The organism is Blastococcus sp. CT_GayMR20, assembly GCF_004570345.1.
The window spans coordinates 1-13,505 of sequence record NZ_SPQM01000015.1 but is presented as its reverse complement, the minus strand read 5'-3'; the positions used below and the strand labels follow the sequence as shown (position 1 = coordinate 13,505).

General features: G+C 69.0%; 7 protein-coding genes. 1 reads left to right on the top strand and 6 read right to left on the bottom strand.

The features are described from left to right. Positions 1–10: 10 nt before the first annotated feature. From fusA to rpsL, 3 genes are all read right to left on the bottom strand, one after another. Positions 11–2,107: an elongation factor G gene (gene fusA / locus E4P40_RS06025; protein ID WP_135157992.1), complete on the bottom strand. Its 2,097-nt coding sequence runs from the start codon at positions 2,105–2,107 to the stop codon at positions 11–13. 85 nt (positions 2,108–2,192) lie between these two features. Next, the gene (gene rpsG, locus E4P40_RS06020) at positions 2,193–2,663 is read right to left on the bottom strand and encodes a 30S ribosomal protein S7 (protein ID WP_113811313.1); all 471 of its coding nucleotides are present in this window, start codon (positions 2,661–2,663) and stop codon (positions 2,193–2,195) included. Beyond that, positions 2,663–3,037 carry a 30S ribosomal protein S12 gene (rpsL, locus tag E4P40_RS06015; protein ID WP_012950487.1) on the bottom strand — a complete coding sequence of 125 codons (375 nt, stop codon included), beginning with the start codon at positions 3,035–3,037 and terminating at the stop codon, positions 2,663–2,665. Before rpsL ends, rpsG begins: the two co-directional genes overlap by 1 nt. A gap of 581 nt (positions 3,038–3,618) precedes the next feature. On the opposite strand from rpsL, the gene E4P40_RS06005 reads away from it, so the two are divergent. Beyond that, positions 3,619–4,656 carry an LLM class F420-dependent oxidoreductase gene (locus E4P40_RS06005; RefSeq protein WP_135157990.1) on the top strand — a complete coding sequence of 346 codons (1,038 nt, stop codon included), beginning with the start codon at positions 3,619–3,621 and terminating at the stop codon, positions 4,654–4,656. A 258-nt stretch (positions 4,657–4,914) separates the two neighbouring features. On the opposite strand, the gene E4P40_RS06000 is transcribed toward E4P40_RS06005, so the two are convergent. From E4P40_RS06000 to E4P40_RS27945, 3 genes are all read right to left on the bottom strand, one after another. Next, on the bottom strand, positions 4,915–8,820 hold the full coding sequence (locus tag E4P40_RS06000) for a DNA-directed RNA polymerase subunit beta' (RefSeq protein WP_135157989.1): 3,906 nt from the start codon (positions 8,818–8,820) through the stop codon (positions 4,915–4,917). Positions 8,821–8,914: 94 nt separating this feature from the next. After that, positions 8,915–12,307, bottom strand: a complete 3,393-nt coding sequence (rpoB, locus tag E4P40_RS05995; protein WP_135158041.1) for a DNA-directed RNA polymerase subunit beta — start codon at positions 12,305–12,307, stop codon at positions 8,915–8,917. Positions 12,308–12,798: 491 nt separating this feature from the next. Then, on the bottom strand, positions 12,799–13,505 hold a 707-nt coding region (locus E4P40_RS27945), incomplete at its 5' end, for a hypothetical protein (RefSeq protein ID WP_167762124.1).

The following is a 13,505-nucleotide window of genomic DNA, read 5'->3' as shown; positions in this document are numbered from 1 at the left end:
GCCGTCGGTGTTACTCGCCGGTCGCCTTGGCGATGATCTCCTTGGCGACGTTGGCCGGGACCTCGGCGTACGAGTCGAACACCATGGTGTAGCTCGCCCGCCCCTGGGTGCGGCTGCGCAGGTCGCCCACGTAGCCGAACATCTCCGACAGCGGAACCAGGGCCCGGACGACGCGGGCGCCGGAGCGCTCCTCCATCGCCTGGATGGTGCCGCGGCGGGAGTTCAGGTCGCCGATGACGTCACCCATGTTCTCTTCCGGGGTGACGACCTCGACAGCCATGAGCGGCTCGAGCAGGGCCGGGCTGGCCTTGCGTGCAGCCTCCTTGAAGACCATCGAGCCGGCGATCTTGAAGGCCATCTCCGAGGAGTCGACCTCGTGGTACTGGCCGTCGAGCAGCGCCGCCTTGACACCCACCATGGGGTACCCGGCGAGGATGCCGTACTGCATGGCGTCCTGCATGCCCTGGTCGACCGACGGGATGTACTCCCGCGGGATGCGGCCACCGGTGACCTTGTTCTCGAACTCGTAGGTCGGGCCGTCGGCCGTGACCTGCAGGGGCTCGAGGCTGATCTGGACCTTGGCGAACTGGCCGGAGCCACCCGTCTGCTTCTTGTGGGTGTAGTCGGCCCGCTCGACGGCCTTGCGGATCGTCTCGCGGTAGGCGACCTGGGGCTTGCCGACGTTCGCCTCGACGTTGAACTCACGCCGCATGCGGTCGACCAGGATCTCCAGGTGGAGCTCGCCCATGCCGGAGATGACCGTCTGACCGGTCTCCTCGTCCAGCTTGACCTGGAAGGTCGGGTCCTCCTCGGCCAGCTTCTGGATGGCCGTGCCCAGCTTCTCCTGGTCGCTCTTGGTCTTGGGCTCGATCGCGACCGAGATGACCGGCGCCGGGAAGGTCATCGACTCCAGGATCACCGGCTTCTGCGGGTCGCTGAGGGTGTCACCCGTCGTCGTCTGCTTCATGCCGTTGACGGCGACGATCTCGCCGGCACCCACGCCCTGGCGCTCTTCGCGCTTGTTGGCGTGCATCTGGTAGATCTTGCCGACCCGCTCCTTGCGGTCCTTGGTGCTGTTGAGCACCGGGGACCCGGCGTCCAGCTTGCCGGAGTACACGCGGATGTAGGTCAGCTTGCCGAGGTGCTGGTCGGTCTGGATCTTGAAGGCCAGCGCCGAGAACGGCTCGTTCTCGTCGGCGTGCCGCAGGACCTCGGTCTCGCCGTCCAGCGCCGTCCCGACGATCGCCTCGATGTCGAGGGGGCTGGGCAGGTAGTCGGTGACCGCGTCGAGCATGGGCTGGACGCCCTTGTTCTTGAACGCGGAGCCGGTGACCACGGGGTTGACCTGGCCGGCGATGGTCGCCTTGCGGATCGCGGCCTTGATGGTGTCGACCGAGATGTCCTCGCCGCCGAGGTAGGACTCCATGATCGAGTCGTCGAAGTCCGAGATGCCCTCGAGGAGCTTCTCGCGGTACTCGGCAGCCTGGTCGGCGAGCTCGGCCGGGATGTCCTCGACCGCGTAGTCCTCACCGAGCTTGGTCTCGCCGCGCCAGGTGAGGGCCTTCATCTGGACCAGGTCGACGACGCCGATGAAGTCCGCCTCGGCACCGATCGGGATCTGCAGGACGAGCGGGTTGGCACCCAGGCGCTCGACCATCATGTCGACGCAGCGGAAGAAGTTCGCACCGGTGCGGTCGAGCTTGTTGACGAAGCACATGCGCGGGACGCCGTACTTCTCCGCCTGCCGCCAGACCTGCTCGGTCTGCGGCTCGACACCGGCGACACCGTCGTACACGGCGACGGCACCGTCGAGCACGCGGAGCGAGCGCTCCACCTCGACCGTGAAGTCGACGTGCCCGGGGGTGTCGATGATGTTGATGTCGAAGCCGTTCCAGACGCACTTCGTCGCGGCGGACGTGATGGTGATGCCGCGCTCCTGCTCCTGCTCCATCCAGTCCATCGTGGCCGCGCCGTCGTGGACCTCACCGATCTTGTAGTTGATACCGGTGTAGAAGAGGATGCGCTCCGTCGTCGTGGTCTTGCCGGCGTCGATGTGCGCCATGATCCCGATGTTGCGGGTCTTGGCGAGCTGGGCCGCGTTGGCCATCACTTACTCCTCTTCGTTCGGGTCCGCGTGCGGGTTCCGGGGATCGCCCGGGCTCCCGCCGACAGCGGGTGCAGGTGAACGGACGTCACCAGCGGTAGTGCGCGAAGGCCTTGTTCGACTCGGCCATCTTGTGGGTGTCCTCGCGGCGCTTCACGGCGGCGCCGAGGCCGTTGCTCGCGTCGAGCAGCTCGTTCATCAGACGCTCGGTCATCGTCTTCTCGCGGCGGGCGCGGCTGTACTGGATGAGCCAGCGCAGGCCGAGCGTGGTGCTCCGCGAGGGACGGACCTCGACCGGGACCTGGTAGGTCGCACCACCGACGCGGCGGCTGCGGACCTCCAGGGCCGGCTTCACGTTGTCCAGGGCGCGCTTGAGCGTGACGACCGGGTCGGTGTCGCTCTTGGCGCGGGCGCCCTCGAGGGCGCCGTAGACGATCGCCTCGGCGACCGAGCGCTTGCCGTCCACCAGGACCTTGTTCACCAGCTGGGTGACCAGCGGCGACTGGTACACCGGGTCGGCGACCAGCGGACGCTTCGGCGCGGGGCCCTTGCGCGGCATTAGCTCTTCTCCTTCTTCGCGCCGTAGCGGCTGCGAGCCTGCTTGCGGTTGCGGACGCCCTGGGTGTCCAGCGAACCGCGGATGATCTTGTAGCGCACACCCGGGAGGTCCTTCACACGACCGCCGCGCACGAGCACCATCGAGTGCTCCTGCAGGTTGTGGCCGACGCCCGGGATGTAGGCGGTCACCTCGATGCCGCTGGTCAGCCGGACGCGGGCGACCTTGCGCAGCGCCGAGTTCGGCTTCTTCGGCGTCGTCGTGTAGACGCGCGTGCAGACTCCGCGGCGCTGGGGCGAACCCTTCAGCGCCGGAGTCTTGGTCTTCTCGACCTTGTCCTCGCGGCCCTTGCGGACCAGCTGGTTGATCGTGGGCATGGGTGGCCTGGATCTCCTACCTGCGCTGGGTCGTGCTCTCGAATGTCTTGCTCTGCTAGTCGTGCCGGGTGCCGGTCCTGCTAAAGGACTTCCCGATCCCGGCCGCGACGTACCGTCCGGCCCCCGCGGTCGGGCGTGTCGCCCTCCCCGGGACCGGCCCGATGTCGGACCGAACTCGGTTGCCCCTCGCGACTCGGCGCCGCCACCTTCCGGCTCGAAGCCAGGAGGCGGTCCCCGGCGACCCGAAGGTCACCCAGGCGCACCGCGAACGGGAGCAGTCCCAGGGCACCCTGGGCACAGCAGCCCACAGTACCCGCGCCCCGGGAGCCGGTCAAAACCGGGTCCCCATGGACTGGGACACACTGTGACCGTGCCGCAGCCATCGCCCGCCGGGGCGGACGACACCCAGGTCAACGACGCGCCGGCCGGTTCTCTTCCCGGCCGTGCCCCGCCTACCGGGGGGCTCCCGGCAGCGCAGCCGACGGTACCCGGTCCCGGTGCTCCGTGGGGGCTGCACCACGCGGCCCGCTAGCGTGCTCGGTGGCGCCAACGGTGGCGCCGTGATCTGCGAGGAGGGCCACGTGCGCATCGGCATCCAGGCCAGCTACAGCGGCGGGTTCCAGGAGACCGCGGCGGAGATCCGCGATCTGGAGTCCGCCGGTCTCGACGTCGCCGCGGTGGCCGAGGTCTACACGTTCGACGCGGTGAGCCAGCTGGGGTACCTGGCGGCGGTCACCGAGCGGGTCGAGCTCCTGAGCGCGATCTTCCCCATCTACAGCCGCACGCCCGCCCTGACGGCGATGACGGCGGCCGGTCTGGACTTCGTGTCCGGCGGCCGCTTCACGCTCGGGCTGGGCGCGTCCGGCCCGCAGGTGATCGAGGGCTGGCACGGCGTCCCCTATGACGCGCCCCTGCAGCGCACCCGCGAGATCGTGGAGATCTGCCGCCAGGTGTGGCGTCGCGACCGCCTGGACCACGCGGGCAAGAAGTACACGGTCCCGCTGCCCGCGGACCAGGGCACCGGCCTGGGCAAGCCGCTGAAGCTGATCAACACGCCGGTGCGCGAGCGGATCCCGGTGATGCTCGCGGCGCTCGGCCCCAAGAACGTCGAGCTTGCCGCCGAGATCGCCGAGGCGTGGGAGCCGATCTTCTTCGTGCCGGAGAAGGCCGCGTCGGTGTGGGGCGAGTCCCTCGAGGCCGGCAAGGCCAAGCGCGACCCGGCGCTGGGTGAACTGCAGGTCATCACCGGGGTGCCGGTCGCCATCGGGGACGACGTCGAGTCGCTGACCGAGTTCGTCCGGCCCGCACTGGCGCTCTACATCGGCGGCATGGGTGCCCGCGGCAAGAACTTCTACAACGACCTCGCCGTCCGGTACGGCTACGAGGCCGAAGCGAAGACGATCCAGGACCTCTACCTCGACGGCAAGAAGGACGAGGCCGCCGCCGCGGTGCCGACCGAGCTGGTCAAGGCCTCCTCGCTCATCGGACCGGAGTCCTACGTCGCCGAGCGGATCGCCGCGTTCGCCGAGGCCGGCGTCACGACGCTGATGCTCCAGCCCCTCGACGACAGCCGCGAGGCCCGCCTGAAGACCGTCGAGACGATGAAGCGCCTCAGCTGAGCGCCGTCGTCCTCACCGTGGTGCCGCCGTCCTCTCGTAGCAGCGTGCGGACCGCGGCTCGGAGGTGACGCCCGGCGGCTCCGGTCGTGACCGGGCCCTCCCCCGTCGCCGTCCTGGCTCATCCCATGGGGTCCTCGCTCACCGTCGATGCTGAGCCAGGACCACGGATGATCAGGTGACCTGATCATCCAGGTGCGCGCGGAAGAGCCCCCAGGTCTGGCGACCTGGGGGCCCTTTCGTCACTGCCTGGCTAGGGGATCAGCCCCGCCAGTCGTACTCCTCGAGACGCACGGCCTCGCCGGTGCCCTGACCGAAGACGTCGGGGCTGTAGTACTGCCCGTCGTCGTAGCCGGCCATCGTGTACACCGCGGCACGGGCCTCCTCGGTCGGCTCGACCGTGATGTTCCGGTAGCGGCTGATGCCCGTACCCGCCGGGATCAGCTTGCCGATGATCACGTTCTCCTTGAGCCCCAGCAGGCTGTCGCTCTTGCCCTGGATCGCGGCGTCGGTGAGCACCTTGGTCGTCTCCTGGAAGGAGGCGGCCGACAGCCACGACTCGGTGGCGAGCGAGGCCTTCGTGATGCCCATGAGGACCGGTCGGGCCGAGGCCGGCTCGCCGCCCTCGGCGACCACACGGCGGTTCTCGGTCTCGAACAGCGTCCGCTCGACGAGCGCGCCCGGCAGGAACTCCGTGGCGCCCGAGTCGATGATGGTCACCCGCTTCAGCATCTGGCGGATGATCACCTCGATGTGCTTGTCGTGGATCGACACACCCTGGGAGCGGTAGACCTCCTGGACCTCGCGGACGAGGTGCAGCTGCACCTCGCGCGGGCCCATGATCCGCAGCACCTCGTGCGGGTCGACCGCACCCTCGGTCAGCTGCTCGCCGACGTCGACGTGGGCGCCGTCCTCGACCCGCAGCTGCGAGCGACGCGACAGCTTGTCGTAGACGACCTCGTCGGAGCCGTCGTCCGGGGTGATGGTCAGCTTGCGGAACTGCTCGCTGTCCTCGATCCGGACGGTGCCGGCCAGCTCGGCGATCGGGGCCTTGCCCTTGGGGACACGGGCCTCGAAGAGCTCCACCACACGCGGCAGACCGTGCGTGATGTCGGCACCGGCCACACCACCGGTGTGGAAGGTGCGCATCGTGAGCTGGGTACCGGGCTCACCGATCGACTGGGCGGCGATGATGCCGACCGCCTCGCCGACGTCCACGAGCTTGCCGGACGCCAGCGAGCGGCCGTAGCAGGTGGCGCAGGTGCCGAGCAGCGACTCACAGGTGAGCACGCAGCGGACCTTGACCTCGGACACCTGTGCGTCGATCAGCGTCTGGATGAGGACGTCGCCGAGGTCGGAGTTCGCCTCGGCGATGACCGTCCCGTCCTCGGCCACCACGTCGGCGGCAAGGGCGCGGGCGTAGACGCTGGTCTCGACGTGGGCGTCACGGGTGACCGTGCCGTCGACGACGGTGCCGATCGGCATGACCACGCCCCGCTCGGTGCCGCAGTCCTCCTCGCGGATGATGACGTCCTGCGAGACGTCGACCAGCCGGCGGGTGAGGTAGCCGGAGTCGGCGGTACGCAGCGCCGTGTCGGCCAGACCCTTGCGGGCACCGTGGGTGGAGATGAAGTACTCCAGCACGGACAGACCCTCCCGGAAGTTGGCCTTGATCGGCCGCGGGATGATCTCGCCCTTCGGGTTGGCGACCAGACCACGCATACCGGCGATCTGGCTGATCTGCATCATGTTTCCTCGGGCGCCCGAGTTGACCATGACCCAGACCGGGTTGGTGGTCGGGAAGTTGTCCACCATCGCCTGGCTGACCTCGGCCCGCGCGCGGGTCCAGATCTCGATGAGCTCCCCACGACGCTCGGTGTCGGTGATGACACCGCGCTCGTACTGGCGCTCGATCTTGGCGGCCTCGTCCTCGTGCCGGTCCAGGATCGCCTGCTTCGACGGCGGCGTGACGACGTCGTCGATGGCGATCGTGATGCCGGCCCGCGTGGCCCAGTGGAACCCGGCGGACTTGAGCGCGTCCAGCGTCGCCGCGACCTGCACCTTGGGGTAGCGCTCGGCGAGGTCGTTGACGATCGCCCCGAGCTCCTTCTTCGGCACCTGGTAGTTGACGAAGCGGTAGTCCTCGGGCAGGGCCTCGTTGAAGAGGACCCGGCCGAGGCTGGTCAGCACGGTGGCGGGCGCACCCGGCGTCCAGTCCTCCGGCTGCTCCCACGCGTCGTTCACGGCACCGTTGTCGACGCCGAACACCTCGTCGAGGCGGATGAGCGCCCGCTCCTGCAGACCCAGCGAACCCTTGTCGTACGCCATGATCGCCTCGGCGGTCGAGGAGAACGAGTGCGGGGAACCGCCGTCGGCCTCGGCCGGCGACGCCACGAGGGTCGTCAGGTGGTACAGGCCCAGCACCATGTCCTGGGTCGGCGCGGTGATCGGACGACCGTCGGCCGGGCTCAGGATGTTGTTGCTCGACAGCATCAGGATCCGGGCCTCGGCCTGCGCCTCGGCCGACAGCGGCAGGTGCACCGCCATCTGGTCACCGTCGAAGTCCGCGTTGAACGCGGTGCAGACGAGCGGGTGGATCTGGATGGCCTTGCCCTCGACCAGCTGGGGCTCGAAGGCCTGGATGCCGAGACGGTGCAGGGTCGGCGCCCGGTTCAGCAGGACCGGGTGCTCGGTGATGACCTCTTCCAGCACGTCCCACACGACCGGGCGGGCACGCTCGACCATCCGCTTGGCGGACTTGATGTTCTGCGCGTGGTTGAGGTCGACCAGCCGCTTCATGACGAAGGGCTTGAACAGCTCCAGCGCCATCTGCTTGGGCAGGCCGCACTGGTGCAGCTTCAGCTGCGGGCCGACGACGATGACCGAACGGCCGGAGTAGTCGACGCGCTTGCCGAGCAGGTTCTGGCGGAACCGGCCCTGCTTGCCCTTGAGCAGGTCGCTCAGGGACTTCAGGGGACGGTTGCCCGGGCCGGTGACCGGCCGGCCGCGACGGCCGTTGTCGAACAGCGCGTCCACGGACTCCTGGAGCATCCGCTTCTCGTTGTTCACGATGATCTCGGGGGCACCGAGGTCCAGCAGACGCTTCAGCCGGTTGTTCCGGTTGATCACGCGGCGGTACAGGTCGTTCATGTCGCTGGTCGCGAAGCGGCCACCGTCGAGCTGCACCATCGGGCGCAGGTCCGGCGGGATCACCGGGACGCAGTCCAGCACCATGCCCATGGGCGAGTTGCGGGTCTGGAGGAACGCCGCGACGACCTTCAGCCGCTTGAGGGCCCGCAGCTTGCGCTGGCCCTTGCCGCTGCGGATCGTCTCGCGCAGCGAGACGGCCTCGGCGTCGAGGTCGAAGTCGGCGAGCAGCTTCTGCAGCGCCGCGGCACCCATGCCGCCCTCGAAGTACTCACCGAAGCGGTCGCGCAGCTCCCGGTAGAGACCCTCGTCGGCGATGAGCTGCTTGACCTCCAGCTTGCGGAAGGTGTCGAGCACCTCCTCGAGGCGGTCGATCTCCCGCTGGGCGCGGTCGCGCAGCTGGCGCATCTCGCGCTCGCCGCCCTCGCGCACCTTGCGGCGGACGTCGGACTTGGCACCCTCCGCCTCGAGCTCGGCCAGGTCGGCCTCGAGCTTCTGCTGACGGGCCTCGACCGTGGAGTCGCGGGCGTCCTCGAGATTGTGCTTCTCGGCGCTGATCTCGGCCTCGATGGTCGGGAGGTCGCGGTGCCGCGCCTCGTCGTCCACCGTGGTGATCAGGTAGGCCGCGAAGTAGATGATCTTCTCGAGGTCCTTGGGAGCCAGGTCGAGCAGGTAGCCCAGACGCGAGGGAACACCCTTGAAGAACCAGATGTGGGTGACCGGAGCGGCCAGCTCGATGTGGCCCATCCGCTCACGGCGGACCTTGGCCCGGGTCACCTCGACGCCGCAGCGCTCGCAGATGATGCCCTTGAACCGGACGCGCTTGTACTTGCCGCAGTAGCACTCCCAGTCCCGGGTGGGACCGAAGATCTTCTCGCAGAAGAGGCCATCCTTCTCCGGACGCAGCGTCCGGTAGTTGATGGTCTCGGGCTTCTTCACCTCACCGTGCGACCACTGGCGGATGTCGTCGCCGGTGGCAAGGCCGATGCGCAACTCATCGAAGAAGTTGACGTCGAGCAACGTGATGACCCCTTTCCGGGGCTAGTTCTTCGCTTCTATGGCTTGGGGACGGGTGCCGGCCGGCCCTGATCGCTCGGGGCCGGCCGGTCACCGATCACACGTCTTCGACGGACGACGGCTCGCGGCGGCTGAGGTCGATGCCCAGCTCCTCCGCGGCCCGGAAGACCTCGTCGTCGGTGTCGCGCAGCTCGATCGCCTGCCCGTCGCCGGAGAGCACCTCGACGTTGAGGCAGAGCGACTGCAGCTCCTTGAGCAACACCTTGAACGACTCCGGGATGCCCGGCTCGGGAATGTTCTCCCCCTTGACGATCGCCTCGTAGACCTTGACGCGGCCCAGGATGTCGTCGGACTTGATGGTGAGCAGCTCCTGCAGCGCGTAGGCCGCGCCGTAGGCCTGCATCGCCCAGCACTCCATCTCACCGAAGCGCTGGCCACCGAACTGCGCCTTACCACCCAGCGGCTGCTGCGTGATCATCGAGTAGGGGCCGGTCGAACGGGCGTGGATCTTGTCGTCGACCAGGTGCAGCAGCTTCAGGATGTAGACGTAGCCCACGGAGATCGGCTCGGGGAAGGGCTCCCCCGACCGGCCGTCGAACAGCCGCGCCTTGCCGGTCTCCTTGACCATCCGGTCGCCGTCGCGGTTCGGCGTCGTCGAGCCGAGGAGGCCGATGATCTCGTCCTCCTTGGCGCCGTCGAACACCGGCGTCGCGGCGCGGGTGCCCGGAGCAGCCGAACGCGCCGCCTCGGGCAGGTTCTTCGCCCACTCCGGGTCGCCCTCGACCTGCCACCCCTGCTTGGCGACCCACCCGAGGTGGGTCTCCAGCACCTGGCCGACGTTCATGCGGCCGGGCACACCGAGCGGGTTCAGGACGATGTCGACCGGGGTGCCGTCCTCGAGGAACGGCATGTCCTCCTGCGGCAGGATCTTCGAGATGACGCCCTTGTTGCCGTGGCGTCCGGCGAGCTTGTCGCCGTCGGAGATCTTGCGCATCTGGGCGACGTAGACCCGGATCAGCTCGTTGACGCCGGCGGGCAGCTCGTCGCCGTCCTCGCGCGAGAACACGCGGACGCCGATGACCTTGCCGGACTCACCGTGCTTGACCTTCAGCGACGTGTCGCGGACCTCGCGCGCCTTCTCACCGAAGATCGCGCGGAGCAGCCGCTCCTCGGGGGTCAGCTCGGTCTCGCCCTTGGGCGTGACCTTGCCGACCAGGATGTCACCGGGGACGACCTCGGCACCGATGCGGATGATGCCGCGCTCGTCGAGGTCGGCGAGGACCTCCTCGGAGACGTTCGGGATGTCCCGGGTGATCTCCTCGGCACCGAGCTTGGTGTCGCGGGCGTCGACCTCGAACTCCTCGATGTGGATCGAGGACAGGACGTCGTCCTGCACGAGGCGCTGCGACAGGATGATCGCGTCCTCGTAGTTGTGGCCCTCCCACGGCATGAACGCGACGAGCAGGTTCTTGCCGAGCGCCATCTCGCCCTGGTCGGTGCACGGACCGTCGGCGATGACCTGGCCGACCTCGACCCGCTGGCCCTCCTCGACGACCGGGGACTGGTTGATCGACGTCCCCTGGTTCGAGCGGCGGAACTTCAGCAGGCGGTAGGTCTGCCGGGTGCCGTCGTCGGCCATGACCGTGACGTAGTCGGCGGTGGAGTCCTCGACCACACCGGCCTTCTCGGCCACGACGACGTCGCCGGCGTCGACGGCGGCACGCAGCTCCATGCCGGTGCCGACCAGCGGCGCCTCACTGCGCAGCAGCGGGACGGCCTGACGCTGCATGTTCGCGCCCATGAGCGCGCGGTTGGCGTCGTCGTGCTCGAGGAACGGGATCATCGCCGTCGCGACCGACGTCATCTGACGCGGCGAGACGTCCATGTAGTCCACGTTCTCGGGGGCGAGGTAGTCGACCTCACCGCCCTTGGTGCGGACGAGGACGCGCTCCTCGGCGAACCGGCCGGCGGCGTCCAGGGGCGAGTTGGCCTGGGCGACGACGAAGCGGTCCTCCTCGTCGGCGGTCAGGTAGTCGATCTGGTCGCTGACCGTGCCGTTGTTCACGCGGCGGTACGGCGTCTCGATGAAGCCGAACGCGTTGACCCGCCCGAACGCCGACAGCGAGCCGATCAGGCCGATGTTCGGGCCTTCCGGCGTCTCGATCGGGCACATCCGGCCGTAGTGGCTCGGGTGGACGTCGCGGACCTCCATGCCGGCGCGCTCGCGTGACAGACCGCCCGGGCCCAGCGCCGACAGGCGGCGCTTGTGGGTCAGGCCCGCGAGCGGGTTGGTCTGGTCCATGAACTGCGACAGCTGGCTGGTGCCGAAGAACTCCTTGATGGAGGCGACGACGGGCCGGATGTTGATCAGGGTCTGCGGCGTGATCGCCTCGACGTCCTGGGTCGTCATCCGCTCGCGGACCACGCGCTCCATGCGGGAGAGGCCGACCCGGATCTGGTTCTGGATCAGCTCGCCGACGGTGCGCAGGCGGCGGTTGCCGAAGTGGTCGATGTCGTCGACGCCGTGGTCGGGCTCGCCGGCGTGGAGACGCACGACGTACTCGATGGTGGCGACGATGTCGTCCTCGGTCAGCGTGCTGGTGCTCTGCGGCACCGAGACACCGAGCTTCTTGTTCACCTTGTAACGGCCGACCTTGGCGAGGTCGTAGCGCTTCGGGTTGAAGAAGAGGTTCTCGAGCAGCGCCTGAGCGGACTCACGCGTCGGCGGCTCGCCCGGACGGAGCTTCCGGTAGATGTCCAGCAGCGCCTCGTCCTGCCCGGCGATGTGGTCCTTCTCGAGCGTGGCGAGGACGGTGGGCGACCACTGGAAGTGCTCCCGGATGCGGTCCTCGCCCCAGCCCAGTGCCTTGAGCAGCACGGTGACCGGCTGACGGCGCTTGCGGTCGATGCGGACGCCGACCGTGTCGCGCTTGTCGACGTCGAACTCCAGCCACGCACCGCGGCTGGGGATGACCTTGGCGCTGAAGACGTCCTTGTCCGACGTCTTGTCCAGGGTCTTGTCGAAGTAGACGCCGGGGCTGCGGACGAGCTGGGAGACGACGACGCGCTCGGTCCCGTTGATGACGAAGGTGCCCTTGTTCGTCATGATCGGGAAGTCGCCCATGAACACCGTCTGGCTCTTGATCTCGCCGGTGGTGTTGTTCATGAATTCGGCGGTGACGAACAGCGGCGCCGCGTAGGTCATGTCCTTGTCCTTGCACTCCTCGAGGGACGCCTTGACGTCCTCGAAGCGCGGGTTGGAGAAGGACAGCGACATCGAGCCGCTGAAGTCCTCGATCGGGCTGATCTCCTCGAGGATCTCGGCCAGACCGCCGACGGCGTCGGCCTGCTCCTCGGGAGCGAGGGTGGCCCGCCACTCGGGGCTGCCGATCAGCCAGTCGAACGAAGCGGTCTGCAGGGCCAGCAGATCCGGGACCTCGAGAGGCTCCTGGATCTTGGCGAACGAGACGCGGAGCGGAGCGCCGGGAATCTTCTGCTGATCGGCCTCACCGGTCCGGGTGCCGGACTGGGGCTGCTGCGGGGTGGTGCGGGTGGTGCCGGACTCGGTGGTGCTGGGGTTGATGCTGGTGGGGCGAGAGCCTGCCAAGATGCGTCCTTCCAAGGACCTCACGACGTGCGGGCGGGACTGTGCGGGGTCGTCGTCGGTAATGGCGGAGCTGTCCACCTGGTCTGTCCGACGTTCCGGAGGGCCGATCACGGGGCGTCCGGGGCGTTTCCCGGGCACCCCTGGTGACCCGTCTCGGCGGGCAGCAGTCAGAGGGCAGCGCAACAGGAGACCCTACCCCTGCCCGAGGGCTCTGTCCACGTGGGGGACGCCAGTGCGACCGGCGCCACACCCCGTGGAGGAGCAACGCTGCGAGAGCAGGTGGTCCAGGGCTGTGCGGCGACCATGATGCCAGCCCGGAGGCCGTTGCGGGACTGCCACGCCGCGCCTTCGTGGAGGGGGCGCGGCCGCCGCCGTCAGCTGGTGGTCAGGAGGGTGAGCTCGCTGATCTTCCAGTCGCCGCCCACGTCGACGACGGTCACACGGACCGTCTGGGTGCAGGACTGCGCGCCGCCGGGGGTCACCTGGCACTCCGACCCCTCGGGCGCCGGCTGGGTGCCGCTGTTCACCGACTCCACGACGTACTGCCCGAAGACGACGAGGGTCGCGGTGTCCTGCGCCTCGTTCACCTGCTGCAGCCCGACGTCGAGGACCTCGTACCGCGTCGTGGCCGACACCTGCTCGTAGGTGTCGATGATCCCGCCGTCGGAGAGGTCCCGCTCGTACTCGTCGCGCAGGTCGCCGGTGAGGACGTCGAGCTTGCCCTGCACGCTGCCCTCGGAGTCCTGGTAGTCGTAGGCGTAGACGGCCTCGATCCCGCTGCGCGTGGCGGCGAAGATCGAGGAGTCGACGTAGCTGGGGTTCAGCCGCTGCCACAGCAGCCAGCCGGCCCCCGCGGCCGTGAGGACGCAGAGCAGCGCGAGCACCAGCGCCAGCGCCGGCACCCGACGACGGGCCTCGGTCGCCACCGGTGCCGCGGCACTCGGCCGGGTCCTCCGGGACGACGGGCGGGCCGACGCCTCCGCGGTCTCCGTCCGCACCGTCGGCGTGCCGCCGGGCGCCGTGCGTGGCGAGGGCGCGGCCGGGGCGGTGCGCACCGGGGCGTCGGCCGCTTCCTCGCGGT